The sequence below is a fragment of the Parendozoicomonas sp. 209JJ7-1 genome (assembly GCF_058147085.1).
The window spans coordinates 57,889-78,637 of record NZ_JBYVJU010000006.1 but is presented as its reverse complement, the minus strand read 5'-3'; the positions used below and the strand labels follow the sequence as shown (position 1 = coordinate 78,637).

The window sequence follows — 20,749 nt, the reverse complement described above, 5'->3', positions numbered from 1 at the left end:
TCGCAGGGGCTAAAGTGGTGGGTTGCAAAAAAGCGGTTCTGCGCGACTGCGCAAAACCCTTATAACCCCAGAGACAAAAGCGTAAACTTGTCCTGCCCCTCAGGACACCCCGGAAAATAAAGCCAGGTTAACCGCTCAAATTACGGAAGCCGGCGCAACATTCAGGAGATGTGCAATGAAGTTAGTTTCAGCCATTATCAAGCCCTTCAAACTCGATGACGTTCGGGAAGCTCTTTCCGATATCGGCGTACAGGGTATTACTGTGACAGAAGTAAAAGGCTTCGGTCGTCAGAAGGGCCACACCGAACTGTACCGTGGTGCTGAGTACGTTGTGGACTTCCTCCCCAAGGTAAAAATTGAAGTGGCTATTGGTAATGACCTGCTGGACCAGGTTATCGAAGCCATCACCAAGGCTGCCAATACCGGCAAGATCGGTGACGGCAAGATCTTCGTTACCGAACTGCAGCAGGCTATCCGGATTCGTACCGGTGAAACCGATACCGCGGCTATCTAAGCCAGCGTAGCGAGTTTTCGATCATGGCCCGCCCAGGGCCAGATCACCAAGAATAAGCAAAAATAAAAACATGCCGGGGTGGGGCACATTAGCCGGCAAGAATGATTTCAAAAGAATGATTTCAAAAGAATAATTCCAAGATCCTGAGGGTTTACGACTGTGGAAAATCAAATCTTCCATTTGCAGTATGCAATGGACACCTTTTACTTTCTGGTGTGTGGTGCTCTGGTTATGTGGATGGCCGCTGGCTTTTCAATGCTGGAAGCCGGTCTGGTCCGTTCCAAAAACACCACTGAAATTCTCACCAAGAACGTTGCCCTGTTCGCTATCTCCTGCACCATGTACCTGATTGTCGGTTACGACATTATGTACGGCGGTGGTGTACTGCTGGACAGCGTACTGGTAGGCGACACTCACGTTGCAGACACCCTGAAAGAGTTCTCCGGCCGCGAAGGTGGCATTGAGGGCGGAGCGGTTTACTCCAAGGCTTCTGACTTCTTCTTCCAGGTGGTTTTTGTTGCTACTGCCATGTCCATCGTCTCAGGTGCTGTAGCCGAGCGTATGAAGCTGTGGAGCTTCCTGCTGTTTGCCGTGGTTATGACCGCATTTATCTACCCGATGGAAGGTGCCTGGACCTGGGGCGGCGAGAAAGTATTTGACCTGTACAGCTTGAGCGACCTTGGCTTCTCCGACTTCGCCGGCTCCGGCATCGTACATATGGCTGGTGCCGCTGCTGCCCTGGCTGGTGTACTGCTGCTGGGGGCTCGTAAAGGCAAGTACGGCAAGAACGGTGAAGTGAACGCTATCCCCGGTGCCAACCTGCCTCTGGCCACTCTGGGTACTTTCATCCTGTGGATGGGCTGGTTCGGCTTTAACGGCGGCTCCGTTCTGAAGCTGGGTGATATTGCCAGCGCCAACAGCGTCGCCATGGTCTTCCTGAACACCAATGCTGCCGCTGCCGGTGGCCTGGTATCCGCTCTGATTACTGCCCGCCTGCTGTTCGGCAAGGCTGACCTGACCATGTGCCTGAACGGCGCTCTGGCTGGCCTGGTTGCCATTACTGCAGAACCCAGTACTCCTACGCCGATTCAGGCTACTCTGATCGGCGGCATCGGTGGTGTGATTGTTGTCTTCTCCATCCTGGCTCTGGACAAGCTGAAGCTGGATGATCCTGTCGGCGCCATCTCCGTACACGGTGTTGTTGGTCTGTTCGGTCTGCTGGTTGTTCCTTACACTAACTCCGGTGTTTCCTTCACTGGCCAGCTGGCTGGTGCCGCGACTATCTTCGCCTGGGTATTCGTAACCAGCCTGATCGTCTGGGGCGTGCTCAAGGCTATCACCGGCATCCGCGTCAGCGAAGAAGAAGAGTACGAAGGTGTGGATCTGGCTGAGTGTGGTATGGAAGCTTACCCCGAATTTACTAACAAATAAGACACCAATAAGTAAGACTTGATTTACTTTAAATCGGCCCTGTGAAAACGCCCTTCCGTTAAACCGGAAGGGCGTTTTATTTGTGGAAGTTCAGTAACTCGCTGCTCCTATGAAGCAGTATGGTAACTGCCAGCCCCGGATTGAGATTGGTCAGTTCCAGGGTGCCTCGGTGCTGGTCTACGATGGCTTTTACCAAAGCGAGACCCAGCCCACTGCCAGGCTTTGTCAGTGATTGGTTAAGCCGGGTAAAGGGCTCAAGGACATTATGAAGTTCTGAATCCGGAATACCCGGCCCATTATCTTTAATGCAAAGAACAACCTGTTGACCAGTTGTTTGTGTCTGGATTTCAGCCTGACAACCTTCAGCGCAGTGGGTGAAGCAATTGACTATCAGATTGATCAATAATTGTTGAATCATGTCTGAATCACAATCTATGGGAATCGGTGATTGCTCCAGATCCATAGTGAGGAACAGGCCATAGTTCCTGGCTTCAGGCTCCAGAAGCTCAATAACATTTTCTACCAGTGTATTCAGGTCAGTCGCACGAAAACTGCTGTTTTGCCCTTTCATTTTCAAGCGGGATATTCGCAGGATAGTGTCAAACGTCCGGTTGAGGTCTTCAAGCTTCTGAATTGCCAGTTCAACTTTATCCCCTGAATCCTTGTTCAGATCATTCAGCTCACTGGCCTCAAATAAAGCGATTTTAGCGTGGAACAGGGGTGTTTTCAGATCATGGGCAATAGCCGCCGCTGTTGACTGTATGCCCGAGACCAGACGTGCAAGGTGATCCAGGTGGCGGTTAATCTGGATGGCGATAAGATCAATCTGACCAGGCTTTTGGGCAACAGAAATCCTGGTTTGAAAACCTCCTTCGGAAATATCCTGCAACGCATCACTCATATTCTGGAGTTTACGGTAAGAACGATAACTGAACAGGTAACCAAGCAGCAAAATCCCCAGAGATAACAAGCTACCCGCAATAAAAAGCCCTGTAATCAGGTGTTGTTCGAGATGCTCTATTCCGGCTGTACTGCGACCTATGACAATAGACATACCACCAGTATGAAATATCTGGCTGTGATACTGCTCATTAAAGGGGGAGGCTCGAACTAAAGAAAGAGTTGTTGTGTCAAAACCTATAATATCAGGCAGAAGTGAGATTTCCCCTGCGAGATAATTGTTATTGGTATCAAAAACACCAATCCTCTGCTCAATCAACCGGCTATTACGGGACAGCTCCTGTACGACCCTGGTCAAGCCTGCTCTGCCTTCAGTTTCATAGATATTTGAAAAGAGAGTGAACTCTTCAAGTATTCTGGAACGCACACTCTCTTCAAGTACCGAGGTGGTGCCAGTAACCAAAGCAGTACCCGCGATGGAAAAAAGTAGAATAAAGCACGTACACAAGCGTAAAGCCAGCTGAAAGGGTGAGCCAGAAAGAATATCAGCGCGGAGCACGAATACTGTATCCCATGTTGCGTACGGTATGAATCAGAGGCTGATCAAAAGGCTTGTCAACCTTAATTCTCAGTTTGCTGATATGTGTTTCAACAGCTGTTGTGCCGGGGTCAAAATTCAAGCCCCAGACCCGTTCAAGTATAAGAATCTTGCTGACAATTCTCTCGCAGTTACGCAGTAACAACTCCAAAAGTGCAAATTCTTTGTTTTTTAACTCAATAACCTGTCCCTGGCGCTCTACTGTCCGGGATAAAAGATTGAGATGAAGATCATGGACAGAAAGTCTGGTCATCTCTGTTTTGCTATCGGCAGGCCTGCGGGAGAGGGCGTAAATACGGGCCAGTAATTCAGAAAAATGGAATGGCTTTGCAATATAATCGTCCCCTCCCGCCATAAGCCCTTCAACTTTGTCGTCTACATCAGAAAGAGCTGTCAGAAAAATAACCGGTAATTGATTCCCGCTGGCGCGCAAAGCCTTAACAACAGCCAGACCATCCATTCCCGGCAGCATTCTGTCGGCAATGAAAAGGTCATAGTGGTGATAAAGGCAGTAATTCAAAGCTTCTCTGCCATCTGCGACACAGTCAACAGAGTAGCCTTTGCCAAGCAGCCCCCGCTTTATGTAATCAGCATTAACAGGGTCGTCTTCCGCAAGAAGTATGTTCATAGTTGAGAGCTAGTATTTATGATTTTACGGCAATATAACGCGTACATCAGGTCAATACTACAGGGGTATTTCTGGCATGAGGCTGCCACACATATACAGGACTTGCCGGACGGAAACAGAACGGGTGTTTTCCGAACACTGGGAAAGTGACTGGCGTTCTGGCAGAAAAACCCCAGCGGGAACATCCAGCCCGAGACAGGCGAACCAGGCGCAAAAAGGGGGACTCCCAGTCTTGCTTTTCTCTCACGTTTGGGCACATCCGAATTGGGGTTATCGGAACATCGTCATTCCACGTAAGAGAAACTACATTACAGCAGGCTGTGAATTGTGCGTGGCCGTTCACAGCCTTGAACAAACACAGGGAGTCCCAAAAACAGACAGAGTTGATTATGCAGCTCTTATTACAACTCTAATATTACAACTCTTATTACAACGCTTATTATTTGGAGATAGTCTCCCATGTGTATCCCTGTTTTGGCGTTTCCAGGGCACCAAAATCTTCGACAACAACAGAGTTTTCAATTGACTTCAGCAGCAGGTTGGCTTCGTAATACTTGCCATCCTCTAACTTGTCATAGGCCAGCTGCAGCCCTTCAATAGTGGTAACCAAAGGGAGCATGGCGTATTTGAAGTCCAGCTCAACCCCGGCATTCAGCATTTTTGCATAGGCATTATGGGTCTCACCTTTTTGAGCCAGCTCACCCGCTTTTTCTATAGCCTTTGTGGTTTTGGGCGTAGGCTTGAAGTCTTCAGAAAAAGTTACGGAACTCTGTATTGGCACACCATAGCCCTGATCATCTTCCAGCTTCATAGCATACTTGCTGACACTCTTGTCGAAGGAGGACTGAGCTTTCTTGATCAGGTCATTAGCGGCATCTGTGTAGCCTTCAAACAGCGCCAGCCGGGCATTACTGACATCTGACAGTACCGAACGGGCATGGCCAGGAACTGTGACGCTATCAACAACATAAACAGTTTCATTCTCTTGTTTGTCTTTCCCACCAGCCACGGCGGCACCACTCATGGCAGTTAATCCGAGAACGCCAGAAAAAACCACCGCCGTAATCTTTAACGTTTTCATTATTATCTCCCTTTAGTTGGTGGGAGGTATATTAGGAGGCTAACTTCTTCTCAATCTGGCACAAATTTTAAAAAAATTTGAATCTGGCAATCCTCTCACAAAAACCCAGAGCCTTTTGCTTATATCTATACTTACGAGCCTGAACATGTATACTGTAGATGTCGTATAATGCGCGTATGTCTTATGGCCATGTGTGGGCTTGCTGCCTTCAGAGCCTGGTCCGGCGAGGTTTTCATCACCGTCGATCTCCCCGTGAAAACCAGCCTGGGGACGGTTCAGAATCTCCACCAGCTCCGGATTGTCGAGGCCCCCTCTTCTCCCCCGCTTGCCCATTCTCCGTCCAGCAACACTGAACCTACTGACTCTACCGTATTGCTGGTGACCAACAATACAATAGACGCCCAACCGGTTACATATAATGTACAGCTGCAGGAGGGGCAGCAGTACCAGATGTATCTCAGCACAATCGGGAAAAACAAAACCTGGTGGCATACCAAACCCTTTACCTACAGATCTGACCGCAGCCAGAACCGTAATACCCTATCGGTTTCCGGCGGCAGCGCGCCTGTTTTTCTGTCTGTTAACGGGCAGCCTGCGGGTGGCTTTTATGATGCAAATGGCTGGGTTGGCGCCAAATTCTGGTGTGGCAACCTTGCTTTTCTGGGTGGAGGACATGGGTGCTCTATCCTTCCCGGAAGCGGGGGGATTTTAGAATATCTGTCCGCAACTGGTGGCTTTTCTATAGGTTTTGGTTCTGGCGACGGGGCCGTTGATCTGCAGACTATATGTAGCAAAATCAAAACCGGTTACAATGTTGATTTTATCATGGGATTTGTCGGTGTCGTATTTTACGAACACCTCTGGCTGGGGGGACTAAACTTTGATCCAAACATGGGTTGGGCGAATATGGCAGGGCTCTTTTTAGGCGGGGGGGTTACGCATGGTGGTATGGCCGCACACACGGCCTGTAAATAAACGGAATGCGAACTGAAGCTGGATTCAAGCAACACTAAAAAACCTAACAAAATGGGGCAGGCACATTTTAAAAATTACCTGACTCCATTCTCTTGATTCCGGAGAGTTCACCCAGCAGCAAGACAAGCATACGGATCACGATCTTTTTACTACAATTGTGGGCCTGAATCTGTAAATTACAGGTGTCGTATTATGCGCGTATGTCTTATGGCAGTATGCGGGCTTATTGCCTTCAGAGCCTGGGCCGGCGAGGTTTCCGTCACCGTTGATCTCCCCATACAAACCAGCCTGGGGACGGTTCAGAATCTCCACAAGCTCCGGATTGTCGAGGCTCCCTCTTCTCCTCCGCTTGCCCATTCTCCGTCTCCCGACCCCACTGAAACGCCTGAAGATATTGAAAAAACAGTATTCCTGGTGACCCATACCACAACCGGCACCACCATGGATGCCCGACCGATTACACACAAGGTACAGCTGCAGGAGGGGCAGCAGTACCAGATGTATCTCAGCACAACAGGAGAAAACAAAACCTGGTGGCATACCAAACCCTTTACCTACAGATCTGACCGCAGCCAGAACCGTAATACCCTATCGGTTTCCGGCGGCAGCGCGCCTGTTTTTCTGTCTGTTAACGGGCAGCCTGCGGGTGGCTTTTATGATGCCAATGGCTGGGTTGGTGCCACGTTTTCCTGTGGCGGATTTAGTGCAGGGCCTTTTGGAACATATAATTGCTCTATCTGGCCCGGGAGCGGAGGAGTTTTAAAATATACAAGCAGTGATAGTCCTGGCCTTGATATTGGTGGAGGTCATGGCACCGGGGGCATTGATCTTACGTCTATATGCAAAACAATAAGAGCTGGGGAAGTAACAGACACGGACCCTGTTTTTTACATAGATTTTGCTAGCTACTTAGTTTACGCACACCTGTGGATGCTAAGCAACGATACAAAGAACAGCATAGGTTACGCGAATATGCTAGGGTATTTTTTTCCTGGCGGGGGGTACTCGAAAGGGAATATAGATAAATACTCGGCCTGCAATAAACTAAAAAACTGAACTAATCAGGGTCAGGTATGTTTTGTATCTCAAAAAATACCCGACCCCATTTTTATTTGTTTATATCTATACTTGCGAACCTGAACCTATATATTCCAGGTGTCGTATATGCGTGTATATCTTATGGCAGTATGCGGGCTTATTGCCTTCAGAGCCTGGTCCGGCGAGGTTTTCATCACCGTTGATCTCCCCATAAAAACCAGCCTGGGGACGGTTCAGAATCTCCACCAGCTCCGGATTGTCGAGGCTTCCTCTTCTCCCCCGCTTTCCCATTTTCCGTCTCCCGACCCCACTGAATCGACTGAATATATTGAAAAAACAGTATTCCTGGTAACCCATACCACAACCGGCACCACCATGGATGCCCGACCGATTACACACAAGGTACAGCTACAGGAGGGGCAGCAGTACCAGATGTATCTCAGAACAACCGGGGAAAACAAAACCTGGTGGCATACCAAACCCTTTACCTACATGCCTGACCGCAGCCAGAACCGTAATACCCTATCGGTTTCCGGCGGCAGCGCGCCTGTTTTTCTGTCTGTTAACGGACAGCCTGCGGGTGGCTTTTATGATGCCAATGGCTGGGTTGGCGCCAAATTCTGGTGTGGCAACTTTGCTTTTCTGGGTGGAGGGCATGGGTGCTCTATCCTTCCCGGAAGCGGGGGGTTTTTAGAATATCTGTCCGCAGCTGGTGGCTTTTCTATAGGTTTTGGTTCTGGCGACGGGGCCATTGATCTGCAGACTATATGCAGCACAATCAAAAACGATGACAGGGCTAATTTTGTCATGGGATTTGCCGGTGTCGTGTTTTACGAACACCTCTGGCTGGGGGGACCAGGCTTTGATTCAAACATGGGTTGGGCGAATATGGCAGGGCTCTTTTTAGGCGGGGGGGTTACGGCTGGTGGTATGGCCGCACACACGGCCTGTAAATAAACGGAATGCGAACTGAAGCTGGATTCAAGTAACACTAAAAAACCGAGCAAAATGAGGCAGGCACATTTTAAAAATTATCTGACCCCATTTTCTGCACAGTTTTTAAAAAATTTGAATCTGGCAATCTTTTCACAAAAATCCAGTGCCTTTTGTTTATATCTATACTTGCGAACCTGAACCTGTATATTCTAGGTGTCGTATAATGCGCGTATGTCTTATGGCCATGTGTGGGCTTGCTGCCTTCAGAGCCTGGTCCGGCGAGGTTTTCATCACCGTCGATCTCCCCGTGAAAACCAGCCTGGGGACGGTTCAGAATCTCCACCAGCTCCGGATTGTCGAGGCCCCCTCTTCTCCCCCGCTTGCCCATTCTCCGTCCAGCAACACTGAGTCTACTGTATTTCTGGTGACCAACAATACAATAGGCGCCCGACCGGTTACATATAATGTACAGTTGCAGGAGGGGCAACAGTATCAGATGTATCTCAGTACAACCGGGGAAAACAAAACCTGGTGGCATACCAAACCCTTTACCTACATGCCTGACCGCAGCCAGAACCGTAATACCCTATCGGTTTCCGGCGGCAGCGCACCTGTTTTTCTGTCTGTTAACGGGCAGCCTGCGGGTGGCTTTTATGATGCCAATGGCTGGGTTGGCGCCAAATTCTGGTGTGGCAACCTTGCTTTTTTGGGTGGAGGACATGGGTGCTCTATCCTTCCCGGAAGCGGGGGGATTTTAGAATATCTGTCCGCCGCTGGTGGCTTTTCTATAGGTTTTGGTTCTGGCGACGGGGCCATTGATCTGCAGACTATATGCGACACAATCAAAAACGATGACACGGCTAATTTTATCATGGGCTTTGTCGGTGTCGTGTTTTACGAACACCTCTGGCTGGGGGGACCAGGCTTTGATCCAAACATGGGTTGGGCGAATATGGCAGGGCTCTTTTTAGGCGGGGGGATTACGAATGGTGGTATGGCCGCACACACGGCCTGTAAATAAACGGAATGCGAACTGAAGCTGGATTCAAGCAACACTAAAAAACCGAACAAAATGGGGCAGGCACATTTTAAAAATTACCTGACCCCATTTTCTTGATTCCGGAGAGTTCACCCAGCAGCAAGACAAGCATACGGATCACGATCTTTTTACTACAATTGTGGGCCTGAATCTGTAAATTACAGGTGTCGTATTATGCGCGTATGTCTTATGGCAGTATGCGGGCTTATTGCCTTCAGAGCCTGGTCCGGCGAGGTTTCCGTCACCGTTGATCTCCCCGTGAAAACCAGCCTGGGGACGGTTCAGAATCTCCACCAGCTCCGGATTGTCGAGGCTTCCTCTTCTCCCCCGCTTTCCCATTTTCCGTCTCCCGACCCCACTGAACCGACTGAAGATATTGAAAAAACAGTATTCCTGGCGACCCATACCACAACCGGCACCACCATGGATGCCCGACCGATTACACACAAGGTACAGTTGCAGGAGGGGCAGCAGTACCAGATGTATCTCAGCACAACAGGAGAAAACAAAACCTGGTGGCATACCAAACCCTTTACCTACAGGCCTGACCGCAACCAGAACAAGAACACCATCTCGGTTTCCGGCGGCAGTACGCCTGTTTTTCTGTCTATTGACGGTCAATCTGCAGGTGGTTTTTATGATGCCAATGGCTGGGTTGGTGCCACAATCTCCTGTGGCGGCCTGGGTTTTGGGCCTGGAGGATGGGGATGCTCTATCTGGCCAGGAAGCGGGGGGCTTTTAAAATATGCCGGCGTCACTGTTGGCGTTAATCTTGGTGGAGGTCATGGTTCCGGGGCCGTTGATGTGCCGTCTATATGCGGTACAATCAACAATAAAAAAGACAGGGGAGCAGCAACAAGATTTGCCGTACATTATGCTGGAGCCTTGTTTTACGAACATATCTGGATGCTAAGCATAGATTCAAACAACAGTGTAGGTTACGCGAATCTACCAGGATTATATTTAATTGGGCTGGGATTTTCATATGGGAATATGCTCGTACACACGGCCTGCGATGTGAAAAACAAAACAGTGGAATGAATTTCCTTACACTGAACTGACGACCCCTGCAAACCGGTCCAGAGAAAAGGGCGCTCTGCATACAGAATACTGTATCCAGAACGGCCTTTCCTTATATCGCTTAACGGCTTTCAGAGCTATAGAAGACAGGAGCCCTGATTAATATCAGCTTTCCAGCCATGTCTTTTGAACGACTTCAAAGCCAGCAGCCAGATCTTCTCCGGAGCCGGCAAGCACATTCACATGGCCAAGCTTTCTACCCGGGTGTGAAGTTTTACCGTACCAGTGGAGATAATGTTCTGGTTGAACCAGCTCTGTTGGCGGAGCGGTATTGTCGGATAAGGTTTTACCCAACAGGTTGTACATACCCACAATGCCATGATGACCGGTACTGCCCAGAGCCAGATTGGCAATAGCTCGAATATGGTTTTCAAACTGGCTGGTATCGGCACCGTCCATTGTCCAGTGACCGCTGTTATGAACACGGGGAGCCAGCTCATTTACGATCAACTCATCTCCCACTACAAAACACTCAATAGCCAGCACGCCGACATAACCTGTTTTTTCCAGCAGGGTGGAAATGTAGCTGGCGGTTTTAGCCCTGAGTGTTTCTGAAAGTTCAGGAGCAGGTACTATGGATGTATACAGAATTCCGTTTTTATGGACATTCTCTCCCGGAATGTAGGAGACAATGGAACCATCAGCATTACGGGCACCGATAACAGAAATTTCACGTTCAAAGGGAATTTTCTTTTCAACAATCCATTCATGCACTGCGTGCCTGTGTTGATTTTCCCCCTTAAGAATCAACCTGCGTTCAGATTCAAAGGATTCCATCTGGTCGGCTGTATCAATGACCCACTGGTTATGGCCGTCGTAACCATCTTCCGTAGATTTAACCACAACCGGCAATCCACCAATGGTATTAATAGCGTCTGGCAATGACTCTTCACCCTGAATACGGGCCCAGGGTGAAGTTGCCAGACCCAGTTCATGGACGAGATTTTTTTCACGGTGGCGATTCTGGATTTCCCAGGTAATGTCCGGATCGGGGTAAACGGGGCAGAAAGCCTTGAGCTCTCTCAGCAAAGCAACATTAACGGCTTCCCGCTCAATGGTAATAACATCCGGTTGTCCCAGGGCTTTATATATCCCTTCAGCAGACATTCCTTCATTGGTCACCACGCTACCAAGCCCGGAAATACACTGGGTGGATTCACCCTGTTCTGCCAGAAAGCTGAACTCCATTCCCATTGCCCTGCCAGCCAAAGCCAGCATTTGGGATAACTGTCCACAGCCTATAATGGAGATGTGCATAATGAAGTCACTTCCACTCAAATATGACAAAAAAAATCAGTATTAATCTTCGTATTACTCGACGTCTTCAGGAACCCCTTCGGTTTGACGGGTACGCCAGTCAATCAGCCTCTGGGTGAGGGCTTCATCGGACGTAGCGAGAATCTGAGCGGCCATCAAGCCGGCATTGGCAGCGCCAGCGTCACCAATAGCCTGGGTTGCTACAGCCACGCCTTTGGGCATCTGGGCGATAGACAGCAGGCTGTCGATACCACTGAGAGTGCGGCTCTGAACAGGCACGGCTACCACGGGCAGGTGAGTCATGGCAGCGACCATTCCCGGAAGATGAGCGGCACCGCCGGCTCCGGCAATAATAACCTTGCAGCCAATATCTGCGGCAGTTTTAGAGAACTCGACCAGACGGTCGGGGGTACGATGGGCAGATACTACCTTGGCAACATGGGGAACCTGCAGCTGATCCAGGATATCAGCAGCCTTTTTCATGGTTGGCCAGTCGGACTGAGAGCCCATCACAATATGAACCAAAGCCGTTGTCATTTAATAGTCCTGCTTTGCGATTGGAGCGAATTAAGCGCGTCGAGCGAACTCTGATATTTTAAAGGCTAGGAATTCTATCAGGTTTGGGCTGGTTTGGTGTGGTTCTTTTGCCAGAGTTCACCATAATTCGTGCTTGATTCATTCCACTAACACCCAGTGATTTATATGGTAGTGGGTCAGACGAGATCATGGAATCAGCTTGGGTTAGATGGGCTAACCAGCCCCTTTTCTACCCAATGAAATTATCCCGCCATACACAAATCTTAACTTGAATCATTCTCAGGCCATGGTTAACGTTGCCCTGCCAATAAGAATAACAACCAGAATAAGAGCACCATTAAAGCGACTATGCAGACGCCACAACCTATAAAAATACCACAACTATAAGAATGCCATAACTATAAGGAGTAGCAATGCAGGACAAACTCCCCCTCGACTGTTTCTATTACCGGGAACAGCATGCTAAAGACAAAACCTACATCAGTCAGGCAAAAGATGGTGAGTGGCACCATCTGACATGGGGTGAATTCGCGGATAAAGTCAGACGCCTTGCCTCGTTCATCCGTTCCCTGAATTACCCCGAAGGCAGCCGCATTGCCATTTATCTGCCAAACAGCCCTGAATGGTTTATTGCTGACTGCGCAATTATGCTCAGTGGGCATATCAGTGTTCCCCTGTACAGTGGTCAACCCGCAGAGTCGATTCGTTATATTCTTGAACATTCTGATGCCCCGCTGATATTCCTGGGGACGAGCCCGGCAAATGATCCGGTTGTTCACGCCCTGCCGGAGAAAATTCGCACCATTGGCACTTCGAGCGCGGTTGGAGCGACTGATCACACACTGGATGAGATCATCGCCACCACCGAACCAATGACAGAAAGCCCCAACTACCCCGCCGACAAACTCTTCACTATCATTTACACCTCTGGCACAACCGGCAATCCGAAAGGGGCTATGTTTGATTACGCTGTGGCCTCCTATGCCATGACCAGATACGTGAATATTTATAACCATAACGACAAGAGTCGGCTGTTCTCCTATTTACCACTGGCCCATATTGCCGAACGGGCCCTTATTGAACTGATGAGCCTCTACACTGGCGCACAGGTTTTTTTTGGGGAATCTCAGGAAACATTTATTCAGGATCTGCAGCGGGCCAGACCCACCATGTTCTTCTCTGTTCCCCGCTTGTGGCAGAAGTTTAAAGAAGGCGTTGAAGCCAGTATTCCGCCGGAACAGCTCAAGGCTCTGCTGGATAACCCGGAAACCCGCGAGCCCACCCGTCAGAAAGTTCTGGAGCAACTGGGCCTTGCCAGTGTGGAGTTTTATATCACCGGCTCAGCCCTGACCCCCGACGAGCTGCATAGCTGGTATGCCAGCCTGGGAGTGGGTCTGCGGGAAGTGTATGGTATGACCGAAACCTTCGGTTATGGCACCACATCAAACGGTTCTGAGCTTGCCAGGGGAACAGTTGGACACCCTCTGGTTGATAATGAACTGGTGATTTCTGATGAAGGCGAAGTTCTGCTGCGCAACCAGAGTTTGATGAAAGGCTACTATCGCGAACCAGAAAAAACCGCCCAGGCCATTCAGAATGGTTATTACCATACTGGCGACAGCGGTTATCTGGATGAAAACAATCAACTCCATATTACCGGAAGAATCAGTGAGGTTTTCAAAACCTCCAAAGGGAAGTTTGTGAAACCCCTGCCCCTGGAGAACAGGCTGAATACCTGCCCGGAAATCTCTCAGGTCTGTGTACTTGGTCACGGCCTGCACCAGCCGGTCGCCCTGGTGCGCCTGTCCGACATGTTCCTTAATGAGAACCAGGACACCGTTGAGAAAGAACTCAACAAACGTCTGAAGGAGATTAACAGTACGCTGCCGGCACCGGAATGTATCTCTCATATTTACCTGGTGCGTGAAGAGTGGTCCATAGAAAATGAGCTTCTCACACCAACCATGAAAATCAAACGCAAGGCACTCAGTGAAAAGTACCAGCCGCTGATTCAATCCAACAGGGATGATTCCAGAAAGGTTGTCTGGGAGCTTGAGGCGTAAATATAAAATCAGGGCTGGCATAAAAATCTGCCAGTCCTGTGTTGTCTATACTTGCAACCTCAAACCTGTCAGTTGTAGGTGTAGTATATGCGTGTATGTATTATGGCTGCCTGTGGGCTTGCTGCCTTCAGAGCCTGGTCCGGTGAGGTTTCTGTCACCGTCGATCTACCGCTGAAAACCAGTCTGGGGACTGTGCAGAATGTTCACCAGCTTCGGGTTGTCGAAGCGCCACCTGTTCCTCCGCTCTTCCGTTCCCCGTCTTCCGACAACAATGAATCGGCTGAAAATATTGAAAAAACAGTATTCCTGGTGACCAACAATATAATAGACGACCGACCGCTCACACATCAGGTGCAGCTGCAGGAAGGGCGGCAGTGCTGTTCATGGGACGGCTCTTGCTGATCACTCGATATTGAAGACAAAGTTCAGCTCCTTTTCCATCAGGGTGACAAAGCGCTCCAGTAACAGTGGCTGTAGTTTTTCAATGGCTGTGCAAGACTGCTCTGCAATAGACAGAGTGACCTTTTCAATCAGCAGTCCCATCCATAATGTACTCCCGCTTTTAAGAGAGACCTGCTGCTTTTTCATACTGCTGTCATTCTCTGACTGGTTCCTTTGTCAAAGGTGACAGGAAGTGTCGGGTTGTCTGGTGATTGGATGAATACGAGGGTTCTCCTGGTACCTCTGCTCCCACGCCCGGAGGCTATCCCTGATATCGGTTCGGTAACCCTCATCGCTGTAGCCAGGGATAGCGATATTCATAATATTCAGATCGGTGTCGACGTGAACCTCAAAATTTTCCCGGGCACCGCTGACTGCAGTCGAGGCGACACATACGCCGTCATAACATCCTGTGACGACAATATCTGTTACACCCCGCTCTTTTAAATAATGACCCAGCTGACCCTGAATCATATCGCCGGGAGACACGCCCTCTGGTGCGACTGGAGGTTGAGGTTGATGCTCAAAAGCATCAGATCCCTCTTTCAGGAAAACATGAAATACTTCTTTTTCTTTGATGGCTTCAACGATATCGCCCAGGGTTGTTCCTTTATCCCGAAAACGCACGTCTATAAACTTCAGCTTGTCGGAGGGGGGCAGATTGTTAATAAGTTGGATAATTTCACCCGTCACCGCAGCCGACTCCCCCGGAAGCCAGAACCGTTGGAACGTGGTCTGCATATCAATGACCAGTACAGCTACACTTCGGTTGCTGGCGATAAGCCTCTTGATGTATTCAACCGAATCCTGCCACTGTCCCCGTACTGATGATGTGATCAGCCAAAGAGTAAGCAGCGGCGTTAACCATAAAACCTTTTTCATGTCTGTCACCTGCAGTGTATTTCTCATAGCGTGCATACTGATGAAGTGTGCTTGCTTACTTCCAGCACTTGCCATATTCTTCAGACAATTATTCAGCCTAAAAGATAATTCAGCTCCTGTTCCATCAAGGTAACAAAGCACTCCAGTAGCAGCGGCTGCAACTTTTCAATGGGCAGCTCCAGCCACAGGGTGCGGCTGGGTTCTGTTCAGTTTAAAAGTGGTTTAACCCAGTGACTTTCTAGCCGTTCTAAAAAACTGTTTTCTGAGAATCGCTCGGTCTTGAGATAGCGTTTCCACCCCAGATACTTGAACAGATTTTTGGTAGCCACACCTCGGAAGAAACCATTGATCCAGCACTTCAAATCCATGTGGTAGGCATTCACATGCTGGATGTTATAAATCTTCTCAAGAACATGAACGCCTGCTGTTGTAACCAGTTCTTTGAGCTGCAGTCCAAGACTTCTGGCAATGCTCTCATGACTCAAATGAGCATCAGCACATAGAATGGAACCGGGTGAAATTCGACCTTTAAGTTCTGCTTCCAGTTCAGCAGCGCTGATATGTTTGAGGACTGCGTCTGTGACATGGTTTTCACGGTCACAGGCCACCATAACCGGTATTTTTTCACCGGTCTCTGGCCTGCGTCAGGAGACTGCTTTTTCTTCTTTCCCCGTAAAGGTCGTTTGCCTCGCTTTCTGGCAGCACCCTCTAAACCCCGTTCTCCCTTGTGATTTTCAAGGAACAGGGTTTCATCCATTTCAGAAATACCGGTCAAAAGCTCAGCTTTATCAGACTGGCTGATGGCCATCAGCCGATGACGGAGTAGGAAAGATGCAGGCAGAGAGATCTGGCAGTGTTCGGCTGCTTCCCGCAGAGTTGTATGACCTCTCATGCAGTTTACGTATGCATCAAGCTTGTTTCGGATGTACAGCCTGGCTAATGGGGTTTCAGTCATGGCATTGAACGTTCTTCGACACTCGTGGCACTTAATTATCGTTTACGACCGCTTTGCATACCCCAGCCACCTACGTTATCACTGCGGCAGTGGGGGCAATATGGGGATTGCTTAAACTGGTCGACTATGGCGTCAAAGACGACGGAGTGCCCTGCCTGAGAGTCGATAGCCTTTGGCTCTGGCAAAGAAGACTTGAGTGTTTCTAGTGGTCTGGCAATCAAGGAATCAAGCGGTTGGAGCAGTTTAAGGAAGGCCTGTTGTTGCACGATAGCTCTCCCGGTGGGAGTAAAGTCGCTATCAGTATAGTCCTTGTAGCTCATCCACTAGAAAGCTCAACAGAGCCGTGCGGCTGCTTTTGAGAGAGACCTGCTTTTACAGGGATGATTCCAGAAAGGTTGTCTGGGAGCTTGAGGCGTAAATATAAAATCAGGGCTGGCATAAAAATCTGCCAGCCCTTTGTTGTCTATACTTGCAACCTCAAACCTGTCAGTTGTAGGTATAGGTGTAGTATATGCGTGTATGTATTATGGCTGCCTGTTGGCTTGCTGCCTTCAGAGCCTGGTCCGGTGAGGTTTCTGTCACCGTCGATCTACCGTTGAAAACCACCCTGGGGACTGTGCAGAATGTTCACCAGCTTCGGGTTGTCGAAGCGCCACTTGCTCCTCCGCTCTTCCGTTCCCCGTCTTCCGGCAACACTGAACCGGCTGAAAATATTGAAAAAACAGTATTCCTGGCGACCAACAATATAATAGACGACCAACCGCTCACACATCAGGTGCAGCTGCAGGAAGGGCGGCAGTATCAGATTCATCTCAGCACAACCGGTGAACACAAAACCTGGTGGCATACAAAACCCTTTACGTATAAGCCTGATCACAGCCAGGATCAGCACACCTTATCGGTTTCCGGGGGCAGCACGCCCGTTTTTCTGTCTGTAAACGATCAGCCCGTCGGTGGTTTTTACGATGATAATGGCTGGGTTGGTGCCACGTTCTCCTGTGGCGGAGCGGCTCTTGTGGGTGGAGGTTCCGGGTGCTCTATCTGGCCCGGGAGCGGGGGGGTTTTAGAACTTTCAAGTGGAGGCATCGGGGTGTCTGTTGGCGGAGCTAAAGGCTCAGGGGCCATTGACCTAAAGCATATATGCTGGGATCTCTCAAACCAATTTTTCATAGCATATCTCCAGCTCGTTTTTTACGAACATATATGGTTGAAGTACGGCCCAAACGATCCGTCCCAACTTGGTTACGCGAACCTGGGAGGGCTTGGTATTGGCGCGGGGGGGATGTGGGGTTATATGAAAACACACACGGCCTGCGATAAACATAAACTGAATATTCCCGGCACAGTTGAATTACCCTAGCCACTGGAAAATGGTATCGCTGGTAAACAGGCAGGACTTACCATGGAGAGATCAGGGCTGGCATAAAAATCTGCCAGCCCTTTGTTGTCTATACTTGCAACCTCAAACCTGTCAGTTGTAGGTATAGGTGTAGTTTATGCGTGTATGTATTATGGCTGCCTGTGGGCTTGCTGCCTTCAGAGCCTGGTCCGGTGAGGTTTCTGTCACCGTCGATCTACCGCTGAAAACCAGTCTGGGGACTGTGCAGAATGTTCACCAGCTTCGGGTTGTCGAAGCGCCACCTGTTCCTCCCCTCTTCCGTTCCCCGTCTTCCAGCAACACTGAACCGACTGAAAATATTGAAAAAACAGTATTTCTGGCGACCAACAATATAATAGACGACCAACCGCTCACACATCAGGTGCAGCTGCAGGAAGGGCGGCAGTATCAGATTCATCTCAGCACAACCGGTGAACACAAAACCTGGTGGCATACCAAACCCTTTACGTATAAGCCTGATCACAGCCAGGATCAGCACACCTTATCGGTTTCCGGGGGCAGCACGCCCGTTTTTCTGTCTGTAGACGATCAGCCCGTCGGTGGTTTTTACGATGATAATGGCTGGATTGGTGCCTCGTTCTCCTGTGGCGGAGCGGCTCTTGTGGGTGGAGGTTCCGGGTGCTCTATCTGGCCCGGGAGCGGGGGGGTTTTAGAATTTTCAGGTGGAGGCATCGGTTTGTCTGCTGGAGGAGATAAAGGCTCAGGGGCCATTAAACTACAGGATATATGCTGGCATATCTCAGAACATTTTTTACTGTCATATCTCCAGCTCGTTTTTTACGAACGTGTATGGTTGGAGAGAGGTTCGTCCCAACTTGGTTACGCGAACCTGGGAGGACTTGGTATTGGCGCGGGGGGGATGTGGGGTTATATGAAAACACACACGGCCTGCGATAAACATACACTGAATATTCCCGGCACAGTTGAATTACCCTAGCCACTGGAAAATGGTATTGCTGGTAAACAGGCAGGACTTACCATGGAGAGATCAGGGCTGGCATAAAAATCTGCCAGTCCTGTGTTGTCTATACTTGCAACCTCAAACCTGTCAGTTGTAGGTGTAGTATATGCGTGTATGTATTATGGCTGCCTGTTGGCTTGCTGCCTTCAGAGCCTGGTCCGGTGAGGTTTCTGTCACCGTCAATCTACCGCTGAAAACCACCCTGGGGACTGTGCAGAATCTTCACCAGCTTCGGGTTATCGAAGCGCCACTTGTTCCTCCGCTCTTCCGTTCCCCGTCTTCCGACAACAATGAACCGGCTGAAAATATTGAAAAAACAGTATTCCTGGTGACCAACAATATAATAGACGACCGACCGCTCACACATCAGGTGCAGCTGCAGGAAGGGCGGCAGTATCAGATTCACCTCAGCACAGCAGGTGAACACAAAACCTGGTGGCATACCAAACCCTTTACGTATAAGCCTGATCACAGCCAGAATCAGCACACTTTATCGGTTTCCGGGGGCAGCACGCCCGTTTTTCTGTCTGTAGACGATCAGCCCGTTGGTGGTTTTTACGATGCTAATGGCTGGGTTGGTGCCTCGTTCTCCTGTGGCGGAGCGGCTCTTTTTGGTGGAGGTTCCGGGTGCTCTATCTGGCCCGGGAGCGGGGGGGTTTTAGAATTTTCAGGTGGAGGCATCGGTTTATCTGCTGGAGGAGATAAAGGCTCAGGAGCCATTAAACTACAGGATATATGCTGGCATATCCCGAATGGTTTTTTCATAGACTATCTCCAGCTCGTTTTTTACGAACATATATGGTTGAAGTACGGCCCAGACGATCCGTCCCAAATTGGTTACGCGAACCTGGAAGGGCTTGGTATTGGCGCGGGGGGGATGTGGGGTACTATGAAAACACACACGGCCTGCGATAAACATACACTGAATATTCCCGGCCCAGTTGAATTACCCTAGCCACTGGAAAATGGTATTGCTGGTAAACAGGCAGGACTTACCATGGAGAGATCAGGGCTGGCATAAAAATCTGCCAGCCCTTTGTTGTCTATACTTGCAACCTCAAACCTGTCAGTTGTAGGTATAGGTGTAGTATATGCGTGTATGTATTATGGCTGCCTGTTGGCTTGCTGCCTTCAGAGCCTGGTCCGGTGAGGTTTCTGTCACCGTCGATCTACCGCTGAAAACCAGTCTGGGGACTGTGCAGAATGTTCACCAGCTTCGGGTTGTCGAAGCGCCACCTGTTCCTCCGCTCTTCCGTTCCCCGTCTTCCGGCAACACTGAACCGGCTGAAAATATTGAAAAAACAGTATTCCTGGCGACCAACAATATAATAGACGACCAACCGCTCACACATCAGGTGCAGCTGCAGGAAGGGCGGCAGTATCAGATTCATCTCAGCACAACCGGTGAACACAAAACCTGGTGGCATACAAAACCCTTTACGTATAAGCCTGATCACAGCCAGGATCAGCACACTTTATCGGTTTCCGGGGGCAGCACGCCCGTTTTTCTGTCTGTAGACGATCAGCCCGTTGGTGGTTTTTACGATGCTAATGGCTGGGTTGGTGCCTCGTTCTCCTGTGGCGGAGCGGCTCTTGTGGGTGGAGGTGCCGGGTGCTCTATCTGGCCCGGGAGCGGGGGGGTTTTAGAATTTTCAAGTGGAGGCATCGGGGTGTCTGCTGGCGGAGCTAAAGGCTCAGGGGCCATTAAACTACAGGATATATGCTCGCATATCTCAGAAAACTTTTTCATGGCATCTATCCAGCTCGTTTTTTACGAACATATATGGTTGAAGCACAACTCAGCCGATCGATCCCAAATTGGTTACGCGAACCTGGGAGGGCTTTGTGTTGGCATAGGGATGGTGTGGGGTACTATGAAAACACACACGGCCTGCGATAAACATAAACTGAATATTCCCGGCACAGTTGAATTACCCTAGGGGCTGGAAAATGGTATCGCTGGTAAACAGGCAGGACTTACCATGAGGAGACGAGTAAAAAACAAATACTTCCATCTGTATGAGTGGTAGTGTG

The 20,749-nt window shown here is 49.6% G+C and carries 21 protein-coding genes and 1 pseudogene; 13 read left to right on the top strand and 9 right to left on the bottom strand.

All coding sequences use genetic code 11. The features are described 5' to 3' along the window. The first annotated feature begins 175 nt into the window (after positions 1-175). Both glnK and ACY2RQ_RS07690 read left to right on the top strand, forming a co-directional pair. Positions 176-514, top strand: coding sequence for a P-II family nitrogen regulator (glnK, locus tag ACY2RQ_RS07695; RefSeq protein ID WP_490112379.1), 339 nt, complete (start codon positions 176-178; stop codon positions 512-514). Positions 515-673: 159 nt separating this feature from the next. Beyond that, on the top strand, positions 674-1,945 hold the full coding sequence (locus tag ACY2RQ_RS07690; protein WP_490112378.1) for an ammonium transporter: 1,272 nt from the start codon (positions 674-676) through the stop codon (positions 1,943-1,945). Positions 1,946-2,021: 76 nt separating this feature from the next. Here the strand turns inward: ACY2RQ_RS07690 and ACY2RQ_RS07685 are convergent, their stop codons facing one another. From ACY2RQ_RS07685 to ACY2RQ_RS07675, 3 genes are all read right to left on the bottom strand, one after another. After that, positions 2,022-3,308: a sensor histidine kinase gene (locus tag ACY2RQ_RS07685; protein ID WP_490112377.1), complete on the bottom strand. Its 1,287-nt coding sequence runs from the start codon at positions 3,306-3,308 to the stop codon at positions 2,022-2,024. An 82-nt stretch (positions 3,309-3,390) separates the two neighbouring features. Then, entirely contained in the window at positions 3,391-4,071 is a 681-nt protein-coding gene (locus ACY2RQ_RS07680) for a response regulator (protein ID WP_490112376.1), read from the bottom strand. A 439-nt stretch (positions 4,072-4,510) separates the two neighbouring features. Then, a complete protein-coding gene (locus ACY2RQ_RS07675; RefSeq protein WP_490112375.1) occupies positions 4,511-5,152 on the bottom strand; it encodes a YfdX family protein in 642 nt (213 codons plus the stop codon). Positions 5,153-5,320: 168 nt separating this feature from the next. On the opposite strand from ACY2RQ_RS07675, the gene ACY2RQ_RS07670 reads away from it, so the two are divergent. From ACY2RQ_RS07670 to ACY2RQ_RS07650, 5 genes are all read left to right on the top strand, one after another. Next, positions 5,321-6,127 (top strand): hypothetical protein, encoded by an 807-nt coding sequence (locus tag ACY2RQ_RS07670; protein WP_490112374.1) that lies wholly within the window; start codon positions 5,321-5,323, stop codon positions 6,125-6,127. A gap of 192 nt (positions 6,128-6,319) precedes the next feature. Beyond that, a complete protein-coding gene (locus tag ACY2RQ_RS07665) occupies positions 6,320-7,183 on the top strand; it encodes a hypothetical protein (protein WP_490112373.1) in 864 nt (287 codons plus the stop codon). A 108-nt stretch (positions 7,184-7,291) separates the two neighbouring features. After that, a complete protein-coding gene (locus ACY2RQ_RS07660) occupies positions 7,292-8,122 on the top strand; it encodes a hypothetical protein (protein ID WP_490112372.1) in 831 nt (276 codons plus the stop codon). Positions 8,123-8,324: 202 nt separating this feature from the next. Beyond that, positions 8,325-9,122, top strand: coding sequence for a hypothetical protein (locus ACY2RQ_RS07655; RefSeq protein WP_490112371.1), 798 nt, complete (start codon positions 8,325-8,327; stop codon positions 9,120-9,122). Positions 9,123-9,314: 192 nt separating this feature from the next. Next, positions 9,315-10,181 carry a hypothetical protein gene (locus ACY2RQ_RS07650; protein ID WP_490112370.1) on the top strand — a complete coding sequence of 289 codons (867 nt, stop codon included), beginning with the start codon at positions 9,315-9,317 and terminating at the stop codon, positions 10,179-10,181. 144 nt (positions 10,182-10,325) lie between these two features. Here ACY2RQ_RS07650 and ACY2RQ_RS07645 read toward each other — a convergent pair whose 3' ends face one another. After that, positions 10,326-11,477, bottom strand: coding sequence for a 5-(carboxyamino)imidazole ribonucleotide synthase (locus ACY2RQ_RS07645; RefSeq protein ID WP_490112369.1), 1,152 nt, complete (start codon positions 11,475-11,477; stop codon positions 10,326-10,328). Between the two features lie 54 nt (positions 11,478-11,531). Further along, entirely contained in the window at positions 11,532-12,014 is a 483-nt protein-coding gene (gene purE, locus ACY2RQ_RS07640; protein WP_490112368.1) for a 5-(carboxyamino)imidazole ribonucleotide mutase, read from the bottom strand. Between the two features lie 413 nt (positions 12,015-12,427). Between purE and ACY2RQ_RS07635 the strand changes: the two genes are divergently transcribed. Further along, positions 12,428-14,077 (top strand): AMP-binding protein, encoded by a 1,650-nt coding sequence (locus tag ACY2RQ_RS07635; RefSeq protein ID WP_490112367.1) that lies wholly within the window; start codon positions 12,428-12,430, stop codon positions 14,075-14,077. 87 nt (positions 14,078-14,164) lie between these two features. After that, positions 14,165-14,479 (top strand): hypothetical protein, encoded by a 315-nt coding sequence (locus ACY2RQ_RS07630; protein ID WP_490112366.1) that lies wholly within the window; start codon positions 14,165-14,167, stop codon positions 14,477-14,479. Here the strand turns inward: ACY2RQ_RS07630 and ACY2RQ_RS07625 are convergent, their stop codons facing one another. The 4 genes and pseudogenes from ACY2RQ_RS07625 to ACY2RQ_RS07610 form a co-directional block, all read right to left on the bottom strand. Beyond that, positions 14,480-14,665, bottom strand: a complete 186-nt coding sequence (locus tag ACY2RQ_RS07625; protein ID WP_490112365.1) for a hypothetical protein — start codon at positions 14,663-14,665, stop codon at positions 14,480-14,482. It lies immediately after the preceding gene. Between the two features lie 30 nt (positions 14,666-14,695). After that, positions 14,696-15,400: an isochorismatase family protein gene (locus ACY2RQ_RS07620; protein WP_490112364.1), complete on the bottom strand. Its 705-nt coding sequence runs from the start codon at positions 15,398-15,400 to the stop codon at positions 14,696-14,698. A 206-nt stretch (positions 15,401-15,606) separates the two neighbouring features. Further along, positions 15,607-16,023 (bottom strand): annotated as a pseudogene (locus ACY2RQ_RS07615) (IS1595 family transposase); the annotation flags it as partial. A gap of 367 nt (positions 16,024-16,390) precedes the next feature. Further along, the gene (locus tag ACY2RQ_RS07610) at positions 16,391-16,675 is read right to left on the bottom strand and encodes a hypothetical protein (protein WP_490112363.1); all 285 of its coding nucleotides are present in this window, start codon (positions 16,673-16,675) and stop codon (positions 16,391-16,393) included. Between the two features lie 191 nt (positions 16,676-16,866). Here ACY2RQ_RS07610 and ACY2RQ_RS07605 point away from each other — a divergent pair, with 191 nt between their 5' ends. The 4 genes from ACY2RQ_RS07605 to ACY2RQ_RS07590 all read left to right on the top strand — a co-directional run bounded on the left by ACY2RQ_RS07605 (position 16,867) and on the right by ACY2RQ_RS07590 (position 20,655). Further along, a complete protein-coding gene (locus tag ACY2RQ_RS07605) occupies positions 16,867-17,715 on the top strand; it encodes a hypothetical protein (protein ID WP_490112362.1) in 849 nt (282 codons plus the stop codon). A 136-nt stretch (positions 17,716-17,851) separates the two neighbouring features. Beyond that, positions 17,852-18,691 carry a hypothetical protein gene (locus ACY2RQ_RS07600; protein ID WP_490112361.1) on the top strand — a complete coding sequence of 280 codons (840 nt, stop codon included), beginning with the start codon at positions 17,852-17,854 and terminating at the stop codon, positions 18,689-18,691. A 130-nt stretch (positions 18,692-18,821) separates the two neighbouring features. Continuing rightward, positions 18,822-19,670 (top strand): hypothetical protein, encoded by an 849-nt coding sequence (locus ACY2RQ_RS07595; protein ID WP_490112360.1) that lies wholly within the window; start codon positions 18,822-18,824, stop codon positions 19,668-19,670. Positions 19,671-19,806: 136 nt separating this feature from the next. Next, on the top strand, positions 19,807-20,655 hold the full coding sequence (locus ACY2RQ_RS07590; protein ID WP_490112359.1) for a hypothetical protein: 849 nt from the start codon (positions 19,807-19,809) through the stop codon (positions 20,653-20,655). Positions 20,656-20,749: the final 94 nt, after the last annotated feature.

Bases quoted from the DNA above. Each gene is read 5' to 3' on its own strand.
- glnK (WP_490112379.1), top strand. From the start codon at position 176: ATGAAGTTAGTTTCAGCCATTATCAAGCCCTTCAAACTCGATGACGTT.
- ACY2RQ_RS07680 (WP_490112376.1), bottom strand. From the start codon at position 4,071: ATGAACATACTTCTTGCGGAAGACGACCCTGTTAATGCTGATTACATA.
- ACY2RQ_RS07675 (WP_490112375.1), bottom strand. From the start codon at position 5,152: ATGAAAACGTTAAAGATTACGGCGGTGGTTTTTTCTGGCGTTCTCGGA.
- ACY2RQ_RS07670 (WP_490112374.1), top strand. From the start codon at position 5,321: ATGCGCGTATGTCTTATGGCCATGTGTGGGCTTGCTGCCTTCAGAGCC.
- ACY2RQ_RS07665 (WP_490112373.1), top strand. From the start codon at position 6,320: ATGCGCGTATGTCTTATGGCAGTATGCGGGCTTATTGCCTTCAGAGCC.
- ACY2RQ_RS07660 (WP_490112372.1), top strand. From the start codon at position 7,292: ATGCGTGTATATCTTATGGCAGTATGCGGGCTTATTGCCTTCAGAGCC.
- ACY2RQ_RS07655 (WP_490112371.1), top strand. From the start codon at position 8,325: ATGCGCGTATGTCTTATGGCCATGTGTGGGCTTGCTGCCTTCAGAGCC.
- ACY2RQ_RS07650 (WP_490112370.1), top strand. From the start codon at position 9,315: ATGCGCGTATGTCTTATGGCAGTATGCGGGCTTATTGCCTTCAGAGCC.
- ACY2RQ_RS07645 (WP_490112369.1), bottom strand. From the start codon at position 11,477: ATGCACATCTCCATTATAGGCTGTGGACAGTTATCCCAAATGCTGGCT.
- purE (WP_490112368.1), bottom strand. From the start codon at position 12,014: ATGACAACGGCTTTGGTTCATATTGTGATGGGCTCTCAGTCCGACTGG.
- ACY2RQ_RS07635 (WP_490112367.1), top strand. From the start codon at position 12,428: ATGCAGGACAAACTCCCCCTCGACTGTTTCTATTACCGGGAACAGCAT.
- ACY2RQ_RS07630 (WP_490112366.1), top strand. From the start codon at position 14,165: ATGCGTGTATGTATTATGGCTGCCTGTGGGCTTGCTGCCTTCAGAGCC.
- ACY2RQ_RS07625 (WP_490112365.1), bottom strand. From the start codon at position 14,665: ATGAAAAAGCAGCAGGTCTCTCTTAAAAGCGGGAGTACATTATGGATG.
- ACY2RQ_RS07620 (WP_490112364.1), bottom strand. From the start codon at position 15,400: ATGAAAAAGGTTTTATGGTTAACGCCGCTGCTTACTCTTTGGCTGATC.
- ACY2RQ_RS07610 (WP_490112363.1), bottom strand. From the start codon at position 16,675: ATGAGCTACAAGGACTATACTGATAGCGACTTTACTCCCACCGGGAGA.
- ACY2RQ_RS07605 (WP_490112362.1), top strand. From the start codon at position 16,867: ATGCGTGTATGTATTATGGCTGCCTGTTGGCTTGCTGCCTTCAGAGCC.
- ACY2RQ_RS07600 (WP_490112361.1), top strand. From the start codon at position 17,852: ATGCGTGTATGTATTATGGCTGCCTGTGGGCTTGCTGCCTTCAGAGCC.
- ACY2RQ_RS07595 (WP_490112360.1), top strand. From the start codon at position 18,822: ATGCGTGTATGTATTATGGCTGCCTGTTGGCTTGCTGCCTTCAGAGCC.
- ACY2RQ_RS07590 (WP_490112359.1), top strand. From the start codon at position 19,807: ATGCGTGTATGTATTATGGCTGCCTGTTGGCTTGCTGCCTTCAGAGCC.